Origin of the sequence: Streptomyces sp. NPDC026092 (assembly GCF_040638605.1) — a bacterium.
Classification (GTDB): Bacteria; Actinomycetota; Actinomycetes; order Streptomycetales; family Streptomycetaceae; genus Streptomyces.
The window spans coordinates 216,504-242,766 of the sequence record NZ_JBEZYN010000013.1 but is presented as its reverse complement, the minus strand read 5'-3'; the positions used below and the strand labels follow the sequence as shown (position 1 = coordinate 242,766).

3 protein-coding genes and 2 pseudogenes are annotated in these 26,263 nt (G+C 75.4%); 1 reads left to right on the top strand and 4 read right to left on the bottom strand.

Annotated elements, in window-relative coordinates:
- A pseudogene (locus tag AB0F56_RS22455) lies at positions 1–93 on the top strand (family 1 glycosylhydrolase); the annotation flags it as partial.
- A 291-nt stretch (positions 94–384) separates the two neighbouring features.
- Here AB0F56_RS22455 and AB0F56_RS22450 read toward each other — a convergent pair.
- The 4 genes and pseudogenes from AB0F56_RS22450 to AB0F56_RS22435 all read right to left on the bottom strand — a co-directional run.
- Positions 385–8,007 (bottom strand): annotated as a pseudogene (locus AB0F56_RS22450) (type I polyketide synthase); the annotation flags it as partial.
- Positions 8,004–14,735, bottom strand: a complete 6,732-nt coding sequence (locus AB0F56_RS22445) for an SDR family NAD(P)-dependent oxidoreductase (protein ID WP_362012435.1) — start codon at positions 14,733–14,735, stop codon at positions 8,004–8,006. The gene AB0F56_RS22445 and the pseudogene AB0F56_RS22450, both read right to left, overlap by 4 nt.
- The gene (locus tag AB0F56_RS22440) at positions 14,728–25,572 is read right to left on the bottom strand and encodes an amino acid adenylation domain-containing protein (RefSeq protein WP_362012432.1); all 10,845 of its coding nucleotides are present in this window, start codon (positions 25,570–25,572) and stop codon (positions 14,728–14,730) included. The genes AB0F56_RS22445 and AB0F56_RS22440 overlap by 8 nt, the downstream gene beginning before the upstream one ends.
- Positions 25,569–26,249, bottom strand: a complete 681-nt coding sequence (locus tag AB0F56_RS22435; protein WP_362012430.1) for an FMN-binding negative transcriptional regulator — start codon at positions 26,247–26,249, stop codon at positions 25,569–25,571. The genes AB0F56_RS22440 and AB0F56_RS22435 overlap by 4 nt, the downstream gene beginning before the upstream one ends.
- Positions 26,250–26,263: the final 14 nt, after the last annotated feature.

Genomic DNA, 26,263 nt, shown 5'->3' with positions numbered 1-26,263 from the left:
GGCCTGCTCGACGCCGGGATCACGCCCTCCGTCACCCTCTACCACTGGGACCTGCCCCAGGCCCTCCAGGACCGGGGCGGCTGGGCCGAGCGCGACGAGCCGCTGCGCGAGCGTGTCCTGCCCGGACTCGGCGTCGGCGGCGCGACGCGCGGGCCCTCGGACGAGGCCCCGCAGCAGCGCGGGTACGGGAGCGCCACCTGTGGCGAAGGACGTCAGGTCCAGCCAGGCGGGCACGAGGACGGGATCGGCGGCGCCGGTGGCGGCCCGGTCGAAGAGGGACAGCGCGTCGGCCGTCGGCAGCGGCACCACGCCGTCACGGGCGGCCCTGCGCAGGTCGGCGGTGCCGAGGTGGCCGGTCATGCCGCTGGCGTGCGCCCACAGGCCCCACACCTGGGACACGGCGGGCAGACCGAGGGCGCGGCGGTGCTCGGCGAGGGCGTCCACGAACGCGTTGCCCGCCGCGTAGTTGCCCTGCCCCGGGGCTCCGAAGAGGCCCGAGGTGGAGGAGAACAGGACGAACGCGGCGAGGTCGTGCCCCTGCGTCAGCTGGTGCAGGTGCCAGGCGGCGTCGACCTTGGGGCGCAGCGCGCGGTCGACCCGCTCGGGGGTCTGGGAGGCGATGACGCCGTCGTCGAGGACGCCGGCGGTGTGCACGACCCCGGTCAGCGGCCGCTCCGCGGTGATCTCCGTGATGAGCGCGGCGAGCGCGGTCCGGTCGGCGGCGTCGCACGCGGCGACGGACACCTCGGCGCCGAGGCCGCGCAGTTCCTCGGCGAGCGCGACGGCCTCGGGCGCGGCGGCGCCGCGCCGTCCGGCGAGCACGAGCCTGCGCACACCGTGGACGGTCACCAGGTGCCGGGCGCACAGCGCGCCGAGCGTGCCGGTGCCACCCGTGACGAGGACGACGCCCTCGGGGTCCCACGCGGGCGCGGACACGTCGGTCAGCGGGGCGCGGACAAGGCGGGGCACGCAGGCGCGTCCCGCGCGGACGGCGATCTCCGGCTCGTCGACGGCGAGCGCGCCGGGCAGCTCCTGGAGGGCGTCCGGGCTGTCCACGTCGACCAGCACGAGCCTGCCGGGGTGTTCGGCGCGTGCCGAACGGATCAGGCCCCAAACGGGGGCGTGCGCCAGGTCGGTGACGTCCTCCTCGCCCACGGCGACCGCGCCGTGGGTGAGGACCACCAGCCGTGTGGCGGCCAGCCGTTCCTCGGCGAGCCATTCCTGGAGCACGGCCAGCACGCGGTGCGTGGCGGTGTGCGCGGCGCCCACGACGTCCTCCGAGCGCGGCGGCCGGCACGGCAGGACCAGGACGTCGGGGACGGTGTCCAGGGCGGCGACGGCGGCGACGTCCGCGTGCAGGCGGAAGCCGGGCAGCGGGAGATCGCCGAGGACGGCGATCCCGTCGGCCGTGGCGGCGGGCAGCGGTACGGACGTCCACTCGACGCGGTACAGCTCGCGGTCCCTGGCCGACTCCGTGGCGCGCGGCTGCCGCAACTCGACCGTGTCGACCGTGAGTACGGGCGCTCCGGTGCCGTCGGTGGCGTACAGGGCGAACGTGTCCTGGCCCCTGGGCGAGAGCCGTACGCGCAGCCGGCTCGCGCCGACCGCGTGCAGGGTGACACCGCGCCAGGCACCGGGCACGAGTCCGGGGCGGACCTCCGCGAGGGCGGCGTCCAGCAGTGCGGGGTGCACACCCCAGTCACCCGCGCCCTCGGCGGTCACCTCGGCGATCACGTCATCGTCGAGCGCCGGCCCGCCGGCCGCGTCGGCGCCGGTCCGGCCGATGAGCACGCCGGTGGCGTGCCGGCTCCAGGGCCGGTCGTCCGGGGCGTCCTCCGGCCGGGAGAACACGGCGACCGAGCACGTGCCGTCGGCGTCCTCGGCGCCCACGGTGACCTGCAGCCGCAGAGCGCCGTCGGCCGCCGTCAGGGGCGCCTCCTCGACGAGTTCGGCCAGCGCGCGGCCCCCTCCGGCCCAGAGCGCCAGCTCGACCGGTGTGGCGGCGGACAGCGTGGTGCCCGAGGCCACCCGGCCGGTGAACACCTGGCCGCCGAGGTCCGCGAGGGCGGTGGCGGCGCCGAGCAGCGGGTGCCCGGCGTCGGCCAGGCCGAGGCCGGTCGCGTCGCCCGCCGTCACCGGTCCCTCCGGCCAGAAGCGGCTGCGCTGGAAGGCGTACGTGGGCAGCTCGACATGGCGGCCGCCCTGGCAGACGGTGGCCCAGTCGACGGGCACACCGCGTACGGCGGCCTCGGCCAGCGAGGTGAGGAGGCGGCGGGGGCCGTCCTCGTCGCGGCGCAGCGAACCGATCGCCGTGGCGGACGCGTCGACGGCGTCCGCCGTCTCCTGCACGGCCGAGGTCAGCACGGGATGCGGGCTGACCTCGACGAAGACGGTACGGCCGTCGTCGAGCAGGGCGCGGACGACGGGCTCGAACCGTACGGTCTCGCGGAGGTTCCGGTACCAGTAGCCCGCGTCGAGCGAGGCCGTGTCGAGCGGTCCACCGGTCAGCGTCGAGTGGAAGGGGACGTCCGACGAGTTCGGCCGCACCTCCGCGAGCACGGTCAGGAGTTCGGCCTCGATCGACTCGACGTGGGCCGAGTGGGACGCGTAGTCCACCGGGATCCGCCGCGTCCGCACACCATCGGCCGCGCAGGCCGCCGTCAGCTCGTCCAGCGCGTCCGGATCACCCGACACCACGGTCGCCGCAGGCCCGTTGAGCGCGGCAACGGAAGTGCGACCGGCCCAGGGCACGATCCGCTCCGCCACCGCATCGGCCGACAGCGCCACCGACAACATCCCGCCCCGACCGGCCAACCGCTCACCGATCACCTTCGACCGCAGGGCCACGACCCGCGCGCCGTCGGACAGCGACAGCGCCCCCGCCACGCACGCGGCCGCGATCTCCCCCTGCGAGTGCCCCACCACCGCGGACGGCACCACACCATGCGAACGCCACACGTCGGCCAGCGACACCATCACGGCCCACAGCACCGGCTGCACGACATCGACGCGGTCCAGGCCGACCCCGTCCCGGACGACGTCCAGCAACGACCAGTCGACGAACGGCGCCAAGGCCTCGGCACACTCCGCCATCCGAGCCGCGAACACCGGGGAGGCGTCGAGGAGATCCGCCCCCATGCCCACCCACTGAGCGCCCTGGCCGGGGAAGACGAACACGACGCCCGCGTCGGCGGAGTCGGCGGTGCCGGTGACCACGGAATCCGTGGGCTCCCCGGCCGCCAGCGCGGCCAGACCACGCAGCGCCTGCGCACGGTCGGCGGCGACGACGACCGCGCGGCGCGGCAGCGACGCACGGGACGCGGCCAACGACCAGGCCACGTCCACCGGTTCGAGCCCGGACTCGGCCTCGATCCGCTCGGCGAGCCGGGCGGCCTGGGCGGCCAGGGCCGCGTCCGACCGCGCGGACAGGGCCCACGGCACCCAGCGGGACTCGGCCTCGGGCTCGGACGTCGGGGCGGCCGGTTCCTCCTCGGGGGCCTCCTCGAGGACCAGGTGCGCGTTCGTGCCGCTGGCGCCGAAGGAAGACACGCCCGCGCGGCGAGGCCGGTCGGACCGGGTCCACGACTCGGCCTCGGTCACCAGCTCGACGGATCCGGAGGCCCAGTCGATGTGCGGGGAGGGCGCGTCCACGTGCAGCGTCCTCGGGACCTCGCCCGCGCGCAGCGCGAGCACCATCTTGATGACGCCCGCCACGCCTGCGGCGGGGCCGGTGTGGCCGATGTTGGACTTGAGCGAGCCGAGCCGCAGCGGCCGTTCGCGGTCCTGCCCGTAGGTGGCCAGCAGGGCGTTGGCCTCGATCGGGTCGCCCAGGGTCGTACCGGTGCCGTGCGCCTCGACGACGTCCACGTCGGACGCGGCGAGGCCCGACGCGGCGAGGGCGGCGCGGATGACACGCTGCTGCGCCGTGCCGTTGGGCGCGGTGAGCCCGGAGGACGCGCCGTCCTGGTTGATCGCCGAGCCGCGCACCACGGCCAGGACGGGGTGGCCGTTGCGGCGCGCGTCCGACAACCGTTCCAGGACCACGACGCCCGCACCCTCGGACCAGCCGATGCCGTCGGCGGCGGCGGCGAACGCCTTGCACCGGCCGTCCGGGGAGAGGCCGCGCTGCCGCGAGAACTCCACGAACGCGCGCGGGGTCGACATGACCATCACGCCGCCGGCGAGCGCGAGCGAGGACTCGCCGCTGCGCAGCGACTGCCCCGCGAGGTGCAGCGCCACCAGCGACGAGGAGCAGGCGGTGTCCACGCTGATCGCCGGGCCTTCGAGGCCGAGGGTGTAGGACACCCGTCCGGACAGCACGCTGGCGTAGTTGCCCGTGCCGAGCAGTCCCTCGTCCACTCCGTTGCGCACCACTCCGTGGCGCGTGTCGTAGCGCTGGTCGGTGACGCCGGCGAACACGCCCGTGGCGGAGCCGCGCAGGCCGAGCGGGTCGATGCCCGCACGCTCGAAGGCCTCCCACGCCATCTCCAGGAAGAGGCGCTGCTGCGGGTCCATCGCCAGCGCCTCGCGCGGGCTGACGCCGAAGAAGGCGGCGTCGAAGTCGGCGGCGCCGTCGAGGAATCCGCCCTTGCTCAGATAGCTGCTGCCCGCCTTGTCGGGATCGGGGTCGTACAGGCCGTCGAGGTCCCAGCCCCGGTCGGCGGGGAAGTCGCCGATGACCTCCCGGCCCTCGGCCAGGACGCGCCACAGGTCGTCCGGTCCGTCGACGCCTCCGGGGAAGCGGCAGGCCATCGCGACCACGGCCAGCGGCTCGTCCGTGTCGGCGGCGCGGACGGGGGCCGGGACGGAGGGCGCGGGAACAGCGGACGTGGGAACGGCGGGCGCGGGAACAGCGGCGCGTTCGGGGGTACGGGCCGTGGTGGGCGGCGCCGCCGGGGCGCTGTCCAGTTCGGCGAGCAGGTGCGCGGCGAGCGCGGCGGGGTCGGGGTGGTCGAAGACGACGGTGGTCGGCAGGCTCAGGCCGGTCGCCTCGTTGAGCGCGGTGCGCAGGCGCAGTGCGGCCAGGGAGTCGAAGCCGAGGTCGCTGAAGCCGCGCTGCGGCTCGACGGCCGCCGGGTCGGCGTGGCCGAGCACGACGGCGGTCCGGGCGCGCACCAGGTCGAGCGCCTTGCGGCGGCGGTCGGCCGCGGGCAGCCCGGCGAGGCCGTCGCGCCAGGTCGTGGTGGAGTCGGCCTCGGCGGGCAGCTCCACGGGGGCGGCCACGGCCGTCGGGCGGACGATGCCGTCGACCGGAGGCCAGTAGCGCTCGCGCTGGAAGGCGTACGTCGGCAACGCGACGGCCCGCGCGCCCGTTCCGGCGTGGAACGCGGCCCAGTCGACCCGTACGCCGCCGACATGGGCCTCGGCCAGATTGCCGAGGAGGGTCGGCAGGCCGCCGCTGTCACGCCGCAGCGAGCCCACCACGACAGCGGTGGCGTCGGCGGCCTCGACGGCCTCCTGCGTGCCCACGGCAAGGACCGGGTGGGGACTGGACTCGACGAAGCCCCGGTAGCCCTGGGCGAGCAGACCCGCCACCGCGTCGGCGTACCGCACCGGCTCCCGCAGGTTCCGGAACCAGTACTCGGCATCCAGCGCCGTGCCGTCGATCCAGCCGCCCGTCACGGTCGAGAACAGCGGAACGGTTCCGGCCGTGGGGACGACGTCGGCGAGGTCGGCGATCAAGCGGTCGCGCAGCACGTCGACGGCGGGCGAGTGGGAGGCGTAGTCCACCGCGATGCGCCGGGCACGCACCCCCTTCTCCCCGCAGAGAGCGGCCAGTTCGTCGAGGGCGGTCGCCTCGCCCGCGACGACGACGGAAACCGGGCTGTTCACCGCCGCGACCACCGCGCGGCCCGCCCAGGGCTCCAGCAGCTCCCGCGCCGTGGCCTCCGGCGCGGAGACGGACAGCATCCCGCCCGAACCCGCGAGGCTCACCAGGCCCAGCCCACGCAGGGCCACGACCCGAGCGCCGTCCGACAGCGACAGGGCGCCGGCGACGCACGCGGCGGCGATCTCGCCCTGCGAGTGGCCGACCACGGCCGACGGCACCACACCGTGCGCCCGCCACACCTCGGCCAACGACACCATCACGGCCCACAACACCGGCTGCACGACGTCGACCCGGTCCAGGTCGACCCCGTCCCGGACCACATCGAGCAGCGACCACTCGACGTACGGAGCCAAGGCCTCGGCGCACTCCGCCATCCGGGCGGCGAACACCGGTGAGGAGTCGAGGAGTTCAGCCCCCATGCCCACCCACTGCGAACCCTGACCGGGGAAGACGAACGCCACACGACCGTCGCCGCCCGCGACACCCCGCACCACACCAGGCGCCTCAACACCCGATGCCAGCGCGGAAAGACCGGCCAACAGCTCCGCCCGGTCCCCACCCAGAACCACAGCCCGATGCCCCAGCACCGAACGCGTCGTCCCCAGCGCCAACGCCACATCACGCGGATCGGCTTCGAGCGCCGAGCCGTGCGCGGCCAGACGCTCCGCCTGCGCACGCAGGCCCGCAGCCGAATCGGCCGACAGGATCCAGGGCACCACCGGAAGATCCCGCACCGCGGGCTCCACGGGCGGAACCTCGAACGGCGGCTCCTGCTCCAGCACCACATGCGCGTTCGTGCCGCTCACACCGAACGAGGACACACCCGCCCGACGCGGAGCACCCGTCTCGGGCCACTCCCGCGCCTCGGTCAGCAGCTCCACCGCGCCCGCCGACCAGTCCACGTGCGGCGACGGCTCATCCACATGCAGCGTCCGCGGCAGCACACCATGCCGCATCGCCTGCACCATCTTGATCACACCCGCCACACCCGCAGCAGCCTGCGCATGGCCGATGTTCGACTTCACCGAGCCGAGCAGCAACGGCCGCTCACGACCCTGCCCATACGCGGCCAACAACGCCTGCGCCTCGATGGGATCGCCAAGGCGCGTCCCCGTGCCGTGCGCCTCCACCGCGTCCACGTCCGAGGACGCGAGACCGGCGTCCGCCAACGCCTGGCGCACCACGCGCTGTTGGGAGGGCCCGTTGGGGGCGGTGAGGCCGCTGCTGGCACCGTCCTGGTTGATCGCGCTGCCGCGTACGACGGCGAGGACGGGGTGGCCGTTGCGGCGCGCGTCCGACAGGCGTTCCAGTACCAGCAGGCCGACGCCCTCGCCGAAGCCGAACCCGTCGGCGGCCGCGGCGAACGCCTTGCAGCGGCCGTCGGCGGCCAGCGCGCGCTGGCGGCTGTACTCGGTGAACACGGCAGGGGTCGACAGCACGGTCGCGCCGCCCGCGAGCGCCATCGTGGACTCGCCCGACCGCAGCGACCTCACCGCGAGGTGCAGCGCGACCAGCGACGACGAGCACGCCGTGTCGATCGACACGGCCGGGCCCTCGAGGCCGAGGGTGTAGGAGAGCCGGCCGGACAGCACGCTGGGCGAGGTGCCGGTGACGACGTAGCCCTCCAGCTGGGTGCCCGCCGCACCGGCGATGTCGGAGTAGTCCTCGCTGCTGAATCCGACGTACACGCTGGTCGCGCTTCCGCGCAGGCCGTCGGGGTCGATCCCGGCGCGCTCCAGCGCCTCCCAGGCGGTCTCCAGGACCAGTCGCTGCTGCGGGTCCATCGCCAGCGCCTCGCGGGGGCCGACCCGGAAGAAGCCCGCGTCGAAGCCGGCGGCGTCGGTGAGGAAGCCGCCTTCACGGGCGTACGAGGTGCCCGGCCGGTCCGGGTCCGGGTCGTAGACCGAGGCCATGTCCCAGCCGCGGTCGGCCGGGAACTCCGAGACCGCGTCGGTCTCGTTCGCGATCAGCTCCCACAGGTCCTCGGGGGAGGCGACGCCGCCGGGGTAGCGGCAGGCCATGCCGACGATCGCGATGGGCTCGCTGTCGCGGCTCTCGACCTCCCGCAGCCTGCGCCGGGTGGTCTGCAGGTCGCCGGTGACCTGCTTGAGGTAGCTGAGCAGCTTCGCCTCGTCGGCCTTGGGCGCACCCCCAGGTCGGTCGGTCCGCTCGGTCATGCGATCCCCCGGTCGATCAGGTCGAACAACTCGTCCGCCGTGGCGGCGTCCAGCGCGGCCGCGTCGTTTCCTTCTCCGGACTCGGCGGCGTCCCAGCGGGAGGCCAGTCGGCGCAGGTGCTCCGCGACGCGTGTCCGGTCGGCTCCGTCGGCGGGCAGCGCGGCGAACGCTCCCTCCAGGCGGGCCAGTTCGGCGATGAGCCGGTCGGCGGCGGCACCTTCGGCCTCGCTCGGCATCAGCGACGCGAGCAGGTGCTCGGCGAGCGCGGCCGGCGTCGGGTGGTCGAAGACCAGCGTGGTCGCCAGCCGAAGCCCGGTGGCCGCGCCGAGCCGGTTGCGGAGCTCGACGGCGGTCAGCGAGTCGAAGCCCAGCTCCTTGAAGCCGCGCGCGAAGTCCACGGCGCCCGGTCCCGCGTAGCCGAGTACGTCGGCGGCGTGGCCGCAGACGACGTCGAGCAGGGCGTGCGCGCGCTCGGTCTCGGGCAGCGCGGCGATCCGCGCGACGAGGGCGGCGGCGTCGTCGACGGGGCGTGCGGCCGGGGAGGCGGCCGCCCCGGCCGTGGCTCCGGTCAGGCCGCGCAGCAGCCGGGGCGCCGCTCCGGCGTGCAGGGCGGCGAGGTCGAGTCGCGCGGTGACGGTCACCGCGTCCCCGGTGCGGGTGGCCGCGTCGAAGAGGGCAAGGCCCTCGGCCGAGGCCATCGCGACGATGCCGCCCCGGCCCGCCCGTGCCACGTCGGCGGCGTCGAGGTGCCCGGTGAGGCCGGTGGCGTCGGCCCACAGGCCCCACGCGAGGGAGGTCGCGGGCAGTCCCTCGGCGCGGCGTCGCTCGGCGAGGGCGTCGAGGAACGCGTTGGCGGCGGCGTAGTTGGCCTGGGCGGGGGTGCCGAGGGTGGCGGCAGCGGAGGAGAACAGGACGAACGCGGAGAGACTCCGCTCGCGGGTCGCCTCGTGCAGGTGCTGGACGGCGTCGGCCTTCGGGCGCAGTACGGCGGGCAGCCGGTCGGCGGTCAGCGCGGTCAGCACGCCGTCGTCGAGGGCGCCCGCCGTGTGCACGACGGCGGTCAGGGGCTGCTCGGCCGGCAGGCTCGCCAGGAGCGCGTCGACGTCGGCGCGCTCCGTGACGTCGCACCGCGCGAACCGGGCGGTGGCACCCGACTCGGCCAGTTCGGCGACCAGTTCGGCGGCTCCCGGCGCGTCGGCGCCCCGGCGGCTGGCGAGGACCAGGTGCCGGGCGCCGTGCTCGGCGACCAGGTGCCGGGCCAGCAGGCCGCCGAGGACGCCCGCGCCGGTGAGCAGCACCGTGCCGTCGGCGTAGGGGGCGACGGTGAACACGATCTTGCCGGTGTGCCGGGCCTGCGCCATGAACCGCAGCGCGGCGCGGGCGTCGGACAGCGGCCAGGTGCGGGTGGGCAGGCCGCGCACCTCGCCGGCGGCGACGTGGGCGACGACCTCGGTCAGCAGGCTCTGGATGCGCTCGGGGCCCGCCTCCATCAGGTCGAAGGCGCGGTACGTGACTCCGGGCAGCGCCGCGGGGTCACGGCGGTCGGTCTTGCCGAGCTCGACGAACCGGCCGCCGTCGGCGAGCAGTTCGAGGGAGGCGTCGGTGAACTCGCCCGCCAGCGAGTTGAGCACCACGTCCACGGCCGGGAACCGCTCGGCGAACTCGGTGGTCCGCGACGACGCGATGTGCTCCTCGTCCAGGCCCTCCGCGCGGAGCACCCCGTGCTTGGCCGGGCTCGCCGTGGCGAACACCTCCGCGCCGAGCAGACGGGCGAGCCGGACCGCGGCCAGACCGACGCCGCCGGCGGCGGCGTGCACGAGGACGCGGTCCCCGGGCCGTACGCCGGCGAGGTCGACAAGCCCGTACCGGGCGGTGGCGTACGCCGACGGCAGCGCCGCGGCCTCCACCCACGTCCAGCCCTCGGGTACCGGGACGACGAGCCGGCGGTCCACCACGGCCAGCGGCCCGAACCCGCCCGGCACCATGCCGAGGACGCGGTCGCCCACGGCCAGGTCGGTCACGTCGGCGCCGACTTCGAGCACGGTGCCCGCGGCCTCGGAGCCGATGGCGTCGACCTCGTCGGGGTACATGTCGAGCGCGCACAGGACGTCGCGGAAGTTCAGGCCCGCCGCCCGTACGGCGATGCGGATCTGACCGGGTGCGAGCGGAGCGGTGGCGTCGGGCGCGGCGACGGCGTCGACGCCGTCGATGGAGCCGGGCCGCACGACGTCGACGCGCCAGGCGTCCGCCCCGGCGGGTGGCCGCAGCGTGTCGTCGGCCGCGCGGGCCAGCCGTGCGACGGACAGCTCCCCCTCGCGGAGCGCGGACTGCGGCTCGTCGCCCACGGTCGGCACGGCACGCAGCGAGTCGGCCGCGCCGTCGGTGTCGACGAGCAGGAAGCGGTCGGGGTGCTCGGTCTGCGCGGAGCGTACGAGTCCCCACACGGCGGCGGCGGCCGGGTCGGGCGCCTCGCCGGGCCGGACGGCGACGGCGCCGCGCGTCACCACGGCGAGCCGGGCGGCGGCGAACCGCTCGTCGGCGAGCCACTCCCGCAGCAGGCCGAGCACCTCGGCGGTCGCCCGGTGGGTGTCACCGACCGCATCGGCGCCGGTCGTCACCGGGGCGAGGACGAGCTCCGGTACGGAGGTGAGGTCGGCGAGCGTGGCGTGCAGGGGGCCTTCGAGGCCGGCCGCGCCCGCACCGACCACGGCGCGGCGTGCGACGGGGGCAGGCTCCGCGGCCACCCAGTCCACGCGGAACCGGGCGTCCCGGGTGCCCGCGGCCGTCGCGGCGCGCAGTTGGTCGGCCGAGGCGGGCCGCAGCCGCAGCGCGGACAGCTCCACGACGGGCGTGCCGTCGGTGGTGGTCGCGGTGAGCCGTACCTCGTCGCCGCCGACGCGTGCGGCGCGCACCCGCAGCACGCGGGCGGCGCTCGGGCGCACCGTCACGCCGCTCCACGAGAACGGCAGCAGCACCGGGGAGTCGTCGGGCTCGGCGGCGAGCACGGCCTGGGTGGCGGCGTCGAGGAGCGCCGGGTGGACCGCGAACCCCGCCGCGTCGACGCCCTCGGGCAGCTCGACCTCGGCGAAGACCTCGGCGACACCGGCCTTGTTCTCGGCGCTTTCGGCGCTTTCGGAAGCGCGGCTCCACAGCGTTCGCAGCCCGCGGAAGGCGGGGCCGTAGCCGAAGCCGCGTCCGGCGAACCGGTCGTACAGCCCGTCCAGGGACACGGGCCGCGCGTCGGCGGGCGGCCACGTCCCCTCGACGGCCGCGAGCGGCTCGTCCTGGGCCAGCGCGCCCGAGGCGTGCGGGGTCCAGTCGCCGTCGGCGAGCGCGTGGACGGCGACGGCGCGCCGGCCGTCCTCGTCGGCGCCGCGTACGGTCACGCGCAGGGCGAGCCCGTCGGCGGGAACGCCGATCGGGGCAGCCAGGGTGAGTTCCTCGATCCGGCCGCAGCCCAGCCGGGCGCCCGCGTGGGCGACCAGTTCGAGGACGGCCGTGCCCGGGACGACGACCGTGCCGAGAACGGCGTGGTCGGCCAGCCACGGGTACGCGTCGGGGGTGATCCGGCCGGAGAGGACGAGGCCGCCGTCGTCGGGCAGTTCGACCTCGGCGCCGGCCAGCGGGTGTCCGCCCGCGACCAGGCCGACGGCGGCGAGGTCGCCCGCGCCCGCCGTCCCCGGGGCGAGCCAGTAGCGCTCGCGCTGGAAGGCGTACGTGGGCAGCTCGACCGGTCGCGCGCCGGCCGCGTCGAACAGCGGCCGCCAGTCGACCGGCACGCCCGCCGTGGCCACCTCGGCCAGGGACAGGGTGAACCTCTGCTGATCGCTCTCGTCCCGGCGCAGGGTCGCGGCGACGTGCAGCTCCACGCCCTCGGCCTCCGCGGTCTGCTGCATGGCGACGGTCAGGACGGGGTGCGGGCTCACCTCGACGAAGCCGCGGTAGCCCTCGGCCAGGAGTCCCGTCACGGCGTCGGCGAAGCGCACGGGCTCGCGCAGGTTCCGGTACCAGTAGCGGGTGTCCAGCTCGCTGCCGTCGACCCAGTCGGCGGTCACCGTGGAGTAGAGCGGAATCTCGCTGTCGCGGGGCCTGATGCCCTTCAGCTCGGCGAGGAGCCGCTCGCGGACGGCCTCGACCTGCGGGGAGTGCGAGGCGTAGTCGGCGGCGACGCGGCCCGCGCGCAGGTTCTCGTCGTCGCAGAGGTCGAGCAGTTCCTCCAGCGCCTCGCGCTCGCCGGCGACCACAAGCGAGCGGGGGCTGTTGACCGCGGCCACGCCGAGCCGTCCCGCCCAGCGCTCCACCATCTTCTCGACGTCGGCGGCGGGCGCGGACACGAAGCCCATGCCACAGCGGCCGGGCAGGTCCACCACAGCTTTGGCGCGCAGGGCGACGATCTTCGCCGCGTCGTCCAGGCTGAGGGCGCCCGCGACGCAGGCGGCGGCGATCTCGCCCTGCGAGTGCCCGACCACGGCGGACGGCACCACGCCGTGCGCGCGCCACACCGCGGCCAGCGACACCATCAGCGCGAAGAGGACGGGCTGGACCACGTCCACGCGGCGCAACGGCGGCGCACCCTCGACGCCGCGCAGGACGTCGACGACCGACCAGTCGAGGTACGGGGCCAGGGCGCGCTCGCACGCGGCCATCCGCTCGGCGAACACCGGTGAGCTGTCGAGGAGTTCCACGCCCATGCCGAGCCACTGCCCGCCCTGGCCGGCGAAGACGAAGACCACGCGGCCGTCGGCCCCGGCGGTGCCGCGCACGACGGCCGGGTCGGCGCCGCCGGAGGCCAGCACGTCGAGACCGGCGAGGAGTTCGGCGCGGTCACGGCCCACGACGGCCGCGCGGTGGTCGAACGCCGTGCGGCGGGTCACCAGCGACAGGCCCACGTCGGCGGGCGTCAGTTCGGGGTCGGCGGCGACGAAGGTGCGCAGCCGGGCGGCCTGGGCGCGCAGCGCGTCCTCGGTGCGCGCGGACAGCGTCCACGGCACGGGCGCGGGAACGGCACCGGCTTCGGTATCGGCAGCCTCGGTCTCGGTCTCGGGAGCCCCGGCCTCGGGAGCTTCCGCCGGTACGGCCTCGGGCGCCTCCTGCACGATCACATGGGCGTTGGTCCCGCTCACGCCGAACGAGGACACACCCGCCCGGCGCGGCCGGTCGGTGCGCGGCCAGTCCCGGGCCTCGGTCAGCAGCTCCACCGCGCCCGACACCCAGTCCACGTGCGGCGACGGCGCGTCCACGTGCAGGGTCTTCGGCAGCACGCCGTTCCGCAGCGCAAGGACCATCTTCATGACGCCGCCGACGCCCGCCGCGGCCTGCATGTGGCCGAGGTTGGACTTCAGCGAGCCCAGCCAGAGCGGCCGGTCGCGGTCCTGCCCGTACGAGGCGAGCAGCGCCTGCGCCTCGATCGGGTCGCCCAGCTTGGTGCCGGTGCCGTGGCCCTCGACCGTGTCCACGTCGGCGGCGCGAAGGCCCGCGTCGGCGAGCGCCTGCCGCACCACGCGCTGCTGGGCCGCGCCGCTCGGCGCGGTCAGCCCGTTGGAGGCGCCGTCCTGGTTGGTCGCGCTGCCGGTCAGTAGCGCCAGGACCTCGTGTCCGTTGCGGCGCGCGTCGGAGAGGCGTTCGAGCAGCAGCACGCCGACGCCCTCGGACCAGCCGAGGCCCTCGGCGGCCTTGGCGTACGAGCGGCTGCGGCCGTCGGCGGAGAGGCCGCCCTGCTTGGTGAAGTCGACGAACAGCTCGGGGGTGTGCATCACGGTCACGCCGCCCGCGAGCGCCATCGTGGACTCGCCCGAGCGCAGCGACCGTACGGCCATGTGGATGGCGACCAGCGAGGACGAGCACGCCGTGTCGACCGTGACCGCGGGACCCTCCAGGCCCAGCACATAGGCGATGCGCCCGGACAGCACGCTGGAGAGACGGCCGGTCAGCGCGTGGCCGTCGCCGCCCTCGGGGACGCCCGCGAGCAGGGAGGAGTACGACTGCGCGTTGGCGCCGACGAATACGCCGACCTTGCCGCCGCGCCACGAGCCGGGCTCGACGCCGGCGCGCTCCAGCGCCTCCCAGGAGGTCTCCAGGAGCAGCCGCTGCTGCGGGTCCATCAGCTGCGCCTCGCGCGGGCTGATGCCGAAGAACCCCGCGTCGAACAGGGCCACGTCCTCCAGGAATCCGCCGTGGCGGGTGAGGCTGGCGGCCGGTCCCGACTGGTCGGCGAGCGCGGCGAGGTCCCAGCCCCGGTCCTCGGGGAAGGACGAGATCGCGTCGCGCCCCTCGGCGACCACCCGCCACAGTTCGTCGGGCGTGGTCACCCCGCCCGGGTAGCGGCAGGCCATGCCGACCACGGCGATCGGGTCGTCGTCGGCGGCGCGCCGCACGGGCTCGTCGTCGTCGGCGAGGGCGACGTGCTTCCCGTCCGCCGCGTCGACCAGCACGTCCGCAAGGGCCCGGGCGGTCGGGTAGTCGTAGATGGCCGTCGTCGGCAGCTTGACGCCGGTGATCCGGCTGAGCCGCAGCAGCAGCTGTACGGCGGTCAGGGAGCGCAGTCCCAGCTCGCGGATGGCGCGGTCGGGATGCACGTCCTCGGCGGTGCCGATCTCGAGCACCTCGGCGACCTGGGCCAGTACGAGGTCGAGCACCAGTCGGCGCCGCTCGGGCTCGGGCAGACCGCCGAGACGGTGGGCGAGTGCGGGCAACTGACCGGCCGGTGAGGCGTCCAGCGACTCAGGCATGGGTGGTCCCCTCCAGCGGGTCCGAGATCGGGAGAGTGGAAACGGGCAGGGCGGGATCGGCGAGCGCGGCGGCCAGCAGCGCCGCCGTGTCCCCGAGGAGGACGTCGACGGTGGCCTGGTCCAGTACGGCGGCGCGGTGCACGACGTGCCCGGTGAGGCCGCCGTCGGGTTCCTCGACGAGGTGGACCTCGAGGTTCCAGCGGGCGTACACGCGCTCGCCCGCGAACGGCTCGACGCGCACTCCGGGCAGGCGCAGCTCGCCCAGCTCGACGTTGACGAGCTGGAACACCACGTCCACCAGCGGCCGGTCCGGGTCGAGGCCCAGGCCCTCGGCGACCCGCTCCCACGGCAGGGCCTGGTGGGCGTAGGCGTCGACCGAGGTCGTGTGGACGCGGCCGAGGAGCTCGGCGAAGGTCGGGTCGCCCTCGAAGCCGACGCGCAGGGGTACGAAGTTGGCGAAGAAGCCGATCAGGCCCTCCACCTCGGCACGGGTGCGGCCCGCCACGGGCGAACCCACGGCGAGGTCCTCGGAGCCGGTGTGCCGGGCCAGCGTCGCGGTGAACGCGGCGAGCAGGGTCATGTAGAGCGTGGCCCCGTGCGCGGCGCCGATCTGCCGGGCGGTGTCGACGAGTTCGGCGGGCAGCCGCCACTCGGTGAGCACGCCCGCGTCGTCACGAGCCGTCACGGCCCGGGCGCCGGGCAACGCGAGGGGCCGAAGCCCGTCCAGCCGCTCGCGCCAGTGGTCGAGCTGCTCGTCGAGTACGGCGCCGGTCAGCCAGGACCGTTGCCAAGCGGCGAAGTCACCGTACTGCACCGGCAGTTCGGGCAGCTCCGGTACGCGACCCTCACGCAGCGCCTCGTACGCACGGGACAGCTCCGACCAGAGCACGCCCTGCGACCAGCCGTCGGTGGCGATGTGATGCACCGTCAGCATCAGGACGTGGTCGTCGGGGGCGATGCGCAGCAGCGACGGCCGGAGCACCGGGCCCCGGACCAGGTCGAAGGGCCGGGCGGCCTCCTCGCCCGCCGCGACGCGCGCGGCCGCCTCGTCCGGCACGTCCACGGCGAGGAGTTCGACCTCGCCGGCGGGCAGGACGACCGTCGTGGGCTCGTCGCCCGGCACGAACACCGTGCGCAGCACCTCGTGCCTGCGGACGACCTCGGTCAGCGCCCGGCCGAGCAGCTCCACGTCCAGGTCGCCCCGGATCCGTACGGCCAGCGGGATCGTCCACATCGCGTCGTCCGGGTCCGCCTCGTGCAGGCTCCACAGCTGGCGCTGGGTCAGCGAGAGCGGCAGCGGCCGGTCCCGCTCCACCGGCACCAGCGGCGGCACGGCCGAGCGCGGCGCGGTGGCCGCGACCTCGGCGAGCGCACGCGGCGTGCGGTGGTGGAACAGCTCGCGCAGGGACACCTCGACGCCGAGCACCTCGCGGATGCGGGCGACCGTGCGGGCCGCGACCAGCGAGTGGCCGCCCAGGGCGAAGAAGTCGTCGTCCACACCGACCCGTTCGGCCTCCAGGACCTCGCGGAAGATGCCGCAGAGGGCCTCCTCCTCGCGGCTGCCGGCCGCGGCGAAGCCCACATCGAGGGCGGTGCGCAGGTCGGGCGCGGGCAGCGCGCCGCGGTCGACCTTGCCGGTGGTGGTCAGCGGGAACGCGTCGAGCGCGACGAACGCGGAGGGCACCATGTAGTCCGGTACGGCCTCGGCGAGGTGCGCGCGAAGCCGCGCGGGCAGGTCGCGGTCGACTCCGGGGGCGGGCACGACGTAGCCGACGAGCCGCTTGACGCCCGGGGCGTCCTCGCGGGCGACGACGACGGCGCGGGCCACCTCGGGGTGGCGCAGAAGCACGGCCTCGACCTCTCCCAGCTCCACCCGGAAGCCGCGGACCTTGACCTGGTGGTCGAGCCGGCCCAGGAACTCCAGGCTGCCGTCCGGCCGCCAACGGCCCAGGTCGCCCGTGCGGTAGAGGCGGGATCCCGGCGGCCCGAAGGGGTTGGGCACGAACTTCGCCGCGGTCAGCTCCGGCTTGCCGACGTAGCCGCGCGCGAGGCCGGGACCCGCGAAGCACAGCTCGCCCGCCACGCCCACGGGCACGGGCCGCAGCTCGCGGTCGAGCACGTACGCGCGGGAGTTGTCGACCGGCCACCCTAGGTGGGCGGTGGCGGGCCAGTCGGCGACGGCGGCCGGCAGGGTGAAGGCGGTCACGACCTGGATCTCGGTCGAACCGTAGTGGTTGTGGATGCGCAGCTCCGGCCGGGCTGCGCAGAACTCCCGCAGCGCGGCGTCCAGCGACAGCGGCTCGCCCGCCTGCGACATGTGCCGCAGCGAGGTCAGCCGGGCGCGGCCCGCGTTGGCCTCCTCGGCGAGCGCGCGGATCATCAGGTTCGGTACGAAGATCTGCTCGATCGCCCGCTCGTCCAGCCAGCGGGCGAACCAGGCCGGGTCGCGGCGCACCTCGTCGGCGGGGATGACCAGCGTCTCGCCGTAGAGCAGCGCGGAGAGGACCTCCTGCACCGAGACGTCGAACGTGAGGGCGGTGAACTGCGCGGTGCGCGTGCCGGGACCGCCGGGGACGGCCTTCTTCTGCCAGGCCAGCATGTTGACCACGCACCGCGCGGGCATGGCGATGCCCTTCGGGGTACCGGTGGAGCCCGAGGTGTAGACGACGTACGCGAGGGAGTCGGGACCGGGGCCGGCGTCGGCCGGGGCGTCCGGCTCGGTGTCCGCGTCCGACGCGGCGTCGGTCTCGGAGAGGCCGTCCAGCAGGACGAGCGCCGTGTCGTCGGCGAACACGCCCGCGTGGGCCCGCTCGGTGACGGCGACGGCCATCCCCGCGTCGTCCACGATGAGCCGGACCCGCTCGGCGGGGTGGGTCGGGTCGATCGGCACGTATGCCGCGCCCGCCTTCAGGATGCCCACGAGTCCCACGATCATCGCGGTGCTCCGGTCCAGGCAGAGCCCGACGAGGTCGTCCGGGCGCACTCCCCGGGCGCGCAGCCGCCGGGCGACCCGCTCGGCGGCGCGGCCCAGTTCGGCGTAGGTGAGGGTGTCGTCGCCGAACTCCACGGCGCGGGCGTCCGGCGTACGGGCCACCTGCTCGTCGAAGAGCTCGGCGAGCGACGCGTCCCGGTACGGCACCTCCGTGTCGTTCCAGCCCTCCAGGAGCTGGTGGCGGTCGGTGTCGTCCAGGAGGGAGACCGTGGACAGCGGTGCGTCCGGGTCGGCGAGCGCGGCGCGCAGGACGACGGTGAGGTGGTGCAGCAGCCTGCGTACGGTCTCGGCCTCGAAGAGCGCCGTGGCGTGCAGGACCGTGCCGCGGACGCGGTCGCCGTCCTCCGTCAGGTGCACCTCCAGGTCGACGCGGGTGAACGCGTGCTCGTCGAGCAGCGGTTCGAGCCGCGCCTCACCGAGCCGGTCCCCCTTGTCGCCGGGGGCCCGCATGAGCTGGAAGACCACCTGCACCAGCGGGTTGCGGGAGAGGTCACGCTCGGGTGCGAGCGCCTCCACCAGGTTCTCGAACGGCAGGTCCTGGTGCTCCATGGCACCGACCGCCGACTCGCGTACGCGGCCGAGCAGTTCCCGGAAGGTCGGGTCGCCGGAGAGGTCGGTCCGCAGCACGAGCATGTTGACGAAGAAGCCGATCAGCCGCTCCACCTCGGCGCGGGTGCGGCCCGCGACGGGCGTGCCGACGGCGACGTCCTCGGTGCCGGCGAAGCGCGCGAGGGTGAGGGAGAACGCGGCGAGCAGGGTCATGTAGAGCGTGGCGCCCTCGTCGTCGCCGAGCGCCCGCGCGGCGCGGACCAGGTCCTCGGGCAACTCCCACGACTGGGAGGCGCCGGCCGAGGTGGCCAGGGCGGGACGCGGGTGGTCGAGCGGCAGTTCCAGCGGGCGTACGCCGGCGAGCCGATCGCGCCAGTACTCCACGTGCCGGTCGAGCACGGCACCGTCGAGGTGGGCGCGCTGCCAGACGGCGAAGTCCCCGTACTGCACGGGCAGTTCGGGCAGGACGGGCTCGCGCCCTTCGAGCGCGGCGGTGTACGCCTCGGCCAGCTCGCCCCAGAAGACGGCGTGCGACCAGCCGTCGGTGACGGCGTGGTGCGCGGTGATCAGGACGGCGTGGTCCTCCGGCGCGAGCCGCAGCACGCGGGCGCGGAGCAGCGGGCCCCGTGCCAGGTCGAACGGCAGAGCCGCGTCCGCTGCGGCGAGCGCCAGCGCCTCGGCCTCGTCGGCGACGTCGGTGACGGCGAGGGGGATCTCCCGTACGTCCTGGACGACGGCGACCGGCGTGCCGCCCCCGTCGTCGGGGAAGACGGTGCGCAGCGCCTCGTGCCGGGCCACGACGGCCGACAGGGCGGTGCGGAAGGCGTCGACGTCGAAGGCGCCGCGGGCGCGGACGCCCATCGCCACGTTCCAGAAGCCGCTGTCCGGGGTGAGCCGGTCGAGGAACCACAGCCGCTGCTGGGAGAAGGAGAGCGGCAGCGCGCCGTCGCGCGGCACGGGCCGGATCACGTCCACCTCGGCGGCGAGCTCGCCCAACGCCCCGGCCAGCCTGCGGGGCGTGCGCAGCTCGAACAGCGACTTCAGCTCGGCGTCGGGCCCGAAGAGGGCACGGATCTTCGCGATCGCCCGGGTGGCGAGCAGCGAGTGGCCGCCGAGGGCGAAGAAGTCGTCGTCGGCGCCGATCGGCCGCACCTCGAGGACCTCCGCGAAGATCTCGCAGAGCGCCTTCTCGGGTTCGGTCGTGGGCGGTACGTACGCGGCCTCGGCGACGGAGCGGGCGTCCGGCGCGGGCAGCGCCCTGCGGTCGATCTTGCCGGTGGTGGAGAGCGGGAACGCGTCGAGCGCCACGAACGCCGACGGCACCATGTAGTCCGGCACGCCGCCGACCGCGTGGGCGCGGAGCTCGGGCAGCACGCCCTCGCCGTGGCCGGGTTCGAGCACCACGTACGCCACCAGGCGCTTGTCGCCGGGCACGTCCTCGCGGACGGCCACGGTCACCTGCGAGACGGCGGGGTGGCGCAGCAGCACGGCCTCGATCTCGCCCAGCTCCACCCGGAAGCCGCGGATCTTCACCTGCGCGTCGCCGCGGCCCAGGAACTCCAGGGCACCGGTGGGCAGCCAGCGCACGACGTCGCCGGTGCGGTACATCCGCGCGCCGGCCGGGCCCCACGGGTCGGGCACGAACTTCTCGGCGGTCAGCTCGGGCATCCCCACGTAGCCGCGCGCGACGCGCGGCCCCGCGATGACCAGTTCGCCCGCGACGCCCAGCGGCACAGGTCGCAGGTCGCCGTCGACGACGTACACGCGGGTGTTGTCGATCGGCGCGCCGATCGGGACCCGGGAGCCCGCCAGGGTGAAGCCGGGTTCCATCGGGAACAGGGTGGCGAACGCGGTCGCCTCGGTCGGGCCGTAGGCGTCGACCACGGTCAGCTTCGGGTGGGCGGCCATGACGCGGGCGACGGTCTCGCCCGACACGGCCTCGCCGCCGGTGAGCACCTCGCGCAGGCCCTCGAAGCAGGGCAGGCACTCCTCGACGAGGAGGCTGAAGAGCGGCGCGGGCAGGCACATCGCGGTGACGCCGTGCTCGCGGATCAGCCGGTCGAAGGTCTGCGGCTCGACGTGCTCGTCGGCGGCGATGACGATCTGCTTGCCCGCCAGCAGGAACGGCCACAGCTCGTAGGTGGAGATGTCGGTGGCCAACGGGTAGTGCAGCAGCACCCGTTCGTGGTTCCCGTTGCGCCAGCGGCGGTCGGCGGCGAGGACCACGATGTTGCCGTGGGTCACCGCGACGCCCTTGGGCTCGCCGCTCGATCCGGAGGTGTAGATCACGTACGCCGTCGCGTCGCGGTCCGGGTCGATGCCGGGGTCGGTGTCGGGCGCGTCGCCCGGGTGGGCCGCGTCGAGGACCGTCACGGCGTCGGTGCCGGGCACGGGCCGGTCGGCGATGACGACACGGAGGCCGGAGGTGGCCACGATCCGTTCGGTGCGGCCCGAGGGGTTGCGCGGGTCGAGCGGCACGTAGGCGCCGCCCGCCTTGAGGATGCCGAGGACGGCCGCGACCATGTCGACGGAGCGGCCGGTGGCCACACCGACCGGCTCGTCCGCGCGGACGCCGTGCGCGAGGAGCACGTGCGCGAACCTGTTGGCGCGACGGTCGAGTTCGGCGTACGTGACCCGCTCGTCGCCGCAGACCAGGGCGACGGCGTCGGGCGTACGGGCGGTCTGCTCGGCGTAGAGCCGGGGCACGGAGCCCTCGGGCAGCGGCGCCGCGGTGTCGTTCCACTCGACGAGCACGCGGTGCCGGTCGGCGTCGTCGAGCATCGTCGCCGCGGAGATCGGCCGGTCGGGGTCGGCGAGCACCTGGCCGAGGACCACGGTGACGTGGTGCATGAGCTGGCGGACGGTGTCGGCGTCGAACAGGTCGGCCGCGTAGAGCACGGTGGCGGTGACGTCGTCGCCGACCTCGACGGCGTGCACTTCGAGGTCCATCCGGGTGTACGCGTGGTCGAGGTCGAAGTGCTCGACCTCGGCGTCCGCCCACGACGGCCACCCCGGTGCGCCGGTGAGCAGCTGGAACGCCACCTGCACCAAGGGGTTGCGCGAGAGGTCGCGCTCCGGGCGCAGTCGCTCCACCAGGTGCTCGAACGGCACGTCCTGGTGCTCGACGGCGGCGACGGCCGCCTCCCGTACGCGGCCGAGGAGTTCGCGGAACGTCGGGTCGCCCGAGGTGTCCGTGCGGACGACGACGACGTTGACGAAGAAGCCGATCAACGCCTCGACCTCGGCGTGCGTGCGGCCCGCCGTGGGCGAGCCGACGGCCACGTCGTCGGTCCGCGCGTAGCGGGACAGCACGACGTCGAAGGCGGCCAGCAGGGCCATGTACAGCGTCGCGCCCTCCTGGGCGGCGACGGCGCGGGCGGCGCGGACGAGGTCGGCCGGGACGGCCCACGGCAGGGCGCCCGCCCGGCCGGTGGCGACGGCGGGGCGCGCCTTGTCGAGCGGCAGCTCCAGCGGCGGCAGGTCGGCGAGCCGCTTCGTCCAGTGCTCGGCGCGCCGCTCCAGGACGTCTCCGGAGAGCCAGGACCGCTGCCATACGGCGAAGTCGGCGTACTGCACGGGCAGTTCCGCCGGCGCGGTACCGGAGTACGCGGCGGCGATCTCCGCCCACAGCAGCGCCTGTGACCAGCCGTCGGTCGCCACGTGGTGCACGGCGACGACGAGCACGTGGTCGACCGGGCCGAGGCGCAACAGGGTGGCACGCAGCAGCGGGCCGCGGGCCAGGTCGAAGCCGGTGGAGAGCTCGGTGGAGGCCGCCGCGCGCGCCGCGTCGACGCCGTCCACCTCGATCAGGGGCAGCGGGACGGGGGCGGGGGGAGCGATGACCGCGACGGGGGAGCCGTCCTCGATCGCGAAGGTCGTCCGCAGCGCCTCGTGGCGGGCGACGACGGCCGTCAGGGCGGCCGCGAGCCGCTCCGGGTCGACGGCGCCGCGCACCCGCACGGCGCCGCCGGAGGTGTAGGACGCGCTGCCCGGGGTGAGCTGGTCGAGGAACCAGAGCCGCTGCTGCGCGAACGACAGCGGCAGCGGGCCGCCGCGCTCCACCGGCACCAGCGGCGGCGCGGTGGTGGCCGCCGCCGCCTCCACGACGGTGGCCAGCGTGCGGGGCGTGCGCTGCTCGAACAGGTTCCGCAGCGGCACCTCGGCCCCGAGCGCGCCCGCGATGCGGGCGATGACGCGCGTCGCGAGCAGCGAGTGGCCGCCGCGTACGAAGAAGTCGTCGTCGGCGCCGAACTCCGCGACGCCGAGGACCTCGGCGAAGATGCCGCAGAGCGCCCGCTCGGTCTCGGTGCGCGGCGCGACGTGACCCGCGCCCGTCTCCTCCTGCGGGGCGGGCAGCGCGGCGCGGTCGACCTTGCCGGTCGCGGCGAGCGGCAGCGTGTCGAGCAGGACGTACGCGGACGGCACCAGGTAGTCCGGCAGGGCGGCCGAGGCGTGCGTGCGCAGCGCGGCGGCGTCGAGCTCGGCTCCGGCGCGCGGGACGACGTAGGCGACGAGCCGCTTGCCCAGCGCGCCGTCCTCCCGTACGACGACGGCGACGCGCGCGACGGCGGGGTGCCCGGCCAGCGCGGCCTCGACCTCGCCCGGCTCCACGCGGAAGCCCCGCAGCTTCACCTGGCCGTCGGCGCGGCTCAGGAACTCGAGGACACCGCCGGGGCGGCGGCGCACCACGTCGCCGGTGCGGTACATGCGCGTTCCGGGCGGGCCGAACGGGTCGGGCAGGAAGCGTTCCGCGGTGGCCGAGGGGTGACCGGCGTAGCCGCGCGCGAGGCCCACGCCGGAGACGTACAGCTCACCGGGGACGCCGAAGGGCACCGGTCGCAGCCGGTCGTCGAGGACGTGGGCGCCGGTGTTGTCGAGCGGGGTGCCGATGGGCACGCGGCCGGCCGGCGAGGGCTCCCCGGGTGCGACGGCGTGCACGGTGGCGAACGTCGTGGTCTCGGTGGGGCCGTAGCCGTTGAGGACCGTGAGGCCGGGATGGGCGGCGCGTACGCGGGCGACGGTCGCGGGCTGCACGGCGTCGCCGCCGGCGATGATCTCGCGCAGGCCCGCGAGGCAGGCCACGTCCTCCTCCGCGACCAGGTCGAACAGGCCCGATGTCAGCCAGAGGGCGGTGACGCCGTGGTCGGCGACGGCGCGGGCGATCGTCCTCGGCCCGATCGCTCCGGGCGGGGCGACGACCACGCGGCGGCCCGACAGCAGGGGCGACCACAGTTCGTAGGTCGAGGCGTCGAAGGCGTGCGGCGAGTGCAGCAGGACGCGCTCGTGCGCCCCGCCGGCCCAGCGCCGGTCCAGGGCCAGGGCGGCCACGGCGCGGTGCGTCACGGCGACGCCCTTGGGCGTGCCGGTGGACCCCGAGGTGGACATCACGTACGCCAGGGCGTCGGGGTGCGCGTCCGTCTCGGGCGCGGTGTCCGGGACTCCGGCCGGGTCGACCCGCAGGTCCACCACGGGGAGGTCCTCGGCGCCCTGGACCGCCTCGTCGCGGTCGGTCAGGAGCAGGGCCGCGCCGGTGGCGGCGAGGACCGCACGGGTGCGCCCCGCCGGGTTGCGGGCGTCCAGCGGCAGATACGCGCCGCCCGCCTTGAGCACGGCGAGCACGGCGACCACCAGGCGCACGGACCGCTCGGCCGCCAGCGCGACCACGACTTCCGCTCCGACCCCGCGGTCCCTGAGGACGTGCGCGAGCCGGTTCGCGGCCCGGTCGAGTGCGGCGTACGTCCACAGGTCGGCGCCGTCGGCCACCGCCACGGCGTCGGGGGTCCGCGCGGCCTGCGCGGCGAACAGCTCCGGGAGTGCGGCCTCGGGCAGCGGCACGGTCGCGCCGTGCGCGGCGGCGAGGAGCGCGGCCCGCTCGTCGGTGTCCGTCATGGCCAGCCGGGACAGCGGCACGTCGGGGGCTTCGGCCGCCGCCCGCAGCACGGCCGTCAGATGCCGGGCCAGTCCTTCGACGGTCTCGGCGTCGAACAGGGCGCGGCTGTAGTTGACCAGGCCGCCGACCCCGCCGTCGGCCTCCTCGCCGAGGTAGACCTCCAGGTCCATCCGGGCGAAGGCACGGTCGCCGGCGAACGGCTCGGTGGTGGTCCCGGGGAACGGCGCGGGGCCCGCCGTCGCACCCGGCACGACCTGGAAGACGACCTGGGCGAGCGGATTGCGCGACAGGTCGCGCTCGGGTACCAGCTTCTCCACCAGGTACTCGAACGGCACGTCCTGGTGGGCCATCGCGTCCACGGACGCGGTGCGCACGCGGTCGACCAGTTCGCGGAACGTCGGGTCGCCGGACAGGTCGGTGCGCGTCACCACGGTGTTGACGAAGAAGCCGATCAGGTTCTCGACCTCGGCCAGCGGCCGGCCCGCGACGGGCTGGGCGACGGCGACGTCCTCCGTGCGGGCGTGCCGGGACAGCACGACGCCGAAGGCCGCGAGCAGCGTCATGTGCAGGGTCGCGCCCTGTTGTTCGCCCACGGCCCTCGCGGCCGCGACGACGTCGGCGGGCAGCCGCCACATGACGACCCCGCCCTCGGCCGACGCCACGGCGGGGCGCGGCCGGTCCAGCGGCAGTTCCAGGGGCGTGATGCCGTCGAGGCGCTCCCGCCAGAACTCCAGGCGCCGCTCCAGCTCGGCGGCCGGCAGCGTGCGGCGCTGCCACGCGGCGAAGTCGGCGTACTGGAAGCGCAGTTCGGGCAGTTCCGGCTCCCGGCCGTCGGCCAGTGCGGCGTACGCGGCGGTGAGCTCGGCCCACAGCACGCCGTGGGACCAGCCGTCCGTGGCGATGTGATGCACCGTCAACAGCAGGATGTGGTCGTCCTCGGCGAGCCGCAGCAGACGGGCCCGCAGCAGCGGCCCCTCGCTCAGGTCGAAGGGGCGCGCGGCCTCCTCGCCCGCGAGTCGCTCGGCCTCGGCCTCGTCGGCGACGTCGACGACGTCCACCGGCACCGGCGCGGGGGCCAGCACGACGGCGGAGGGCGCACCGGCGTCGTCGGTGTAGACGGTCCGCAGCGCCTCGTGCCGCGCCACGATCAGGCTCAGCGCCCGGCCGAGCACGTCGGGCCGCAGCGTGCCGCGTACGCGTACGGCGGATCCGAAGTTGTAGAACGCGCTGCCCGGCATCAGCCGGTCGAGGAACCACAGCCGCTGCTGCGCGAACGCCAACTCCAGCGGCTGGTCCCGCGACACGCGCGTGATGCCCTCGGGCGCCGCGCCCGTCCGTGCCGTGCGCTGCCTCAGCCTGCTCAGCGCCGAGTCGAGACCCGGCCGCCGCCCCGTGCTCCCGGTCACCTGAGCTCCTCGGCCTCTTCGTCCATGCGGACCAGGCCGCGGGAGCGCATCAGGGCGGCCACCTTCCGGTGGGTCGCCGACTCGCTCCCCTCGAAGTCCTCGACGATCCGACGTCGCATGGGTTCCGGCTTCTCCTGGCTGAGCTTGAACATCGTCTGTACCGACTCCACCTGTAGCTCGAAGGCGCCCACGCCGGGCGCGATCTCGCGGAAGTAGTCCACGGAGGACTCCTGGTCCCATCCCTGGCCGAACCCGGCCTCGAGGCGTCGCGCGGTGTCCCGCACGATCTCCAGGACCTCCGCGGGATCGACGGTGGGGCGCAGCGTGCCCACCACGTGCACGGCGGTGAAGTCCCACGTGGGCGCGGCGGGCGTGACGCCGTACACCGTCGGTGACACATAGCCGTGCGGGCCCTGGAAGACGACCAGCGCCCGGTCGCCCTCGCGCATCGCGGTCCACTGCGGGTTGCGTACGTTCATGTGTCCGACGAGCGTCGAGCCGACCAGGGAGGTGCCGTCGGCCGCGAGGGTCTCCTCGTCGACGCCGCCGGGCCCGTGGCGGAACAGCACCGGCGCATGCGTGCCGAGCGGGGCGTGCTCCCCCGGTGTCACCACCAGGGCCAGTGGGTTGGCTCTCAGCAGGGCCAGGACCGGAGCCGTGCGGTCGTCTGAGTACAACGGACGCTCGTGCA

Excerpts from the sequence above, each read along its gene's own strand:
- AB0F56_RS22445 (WP_362012435.1), bottom strand. The coding sequence starts at position 14,735 with ATGCCTGAGTCGCTGGACGCCTCACCGGCCGGTCAGTTGCCCGCACTC.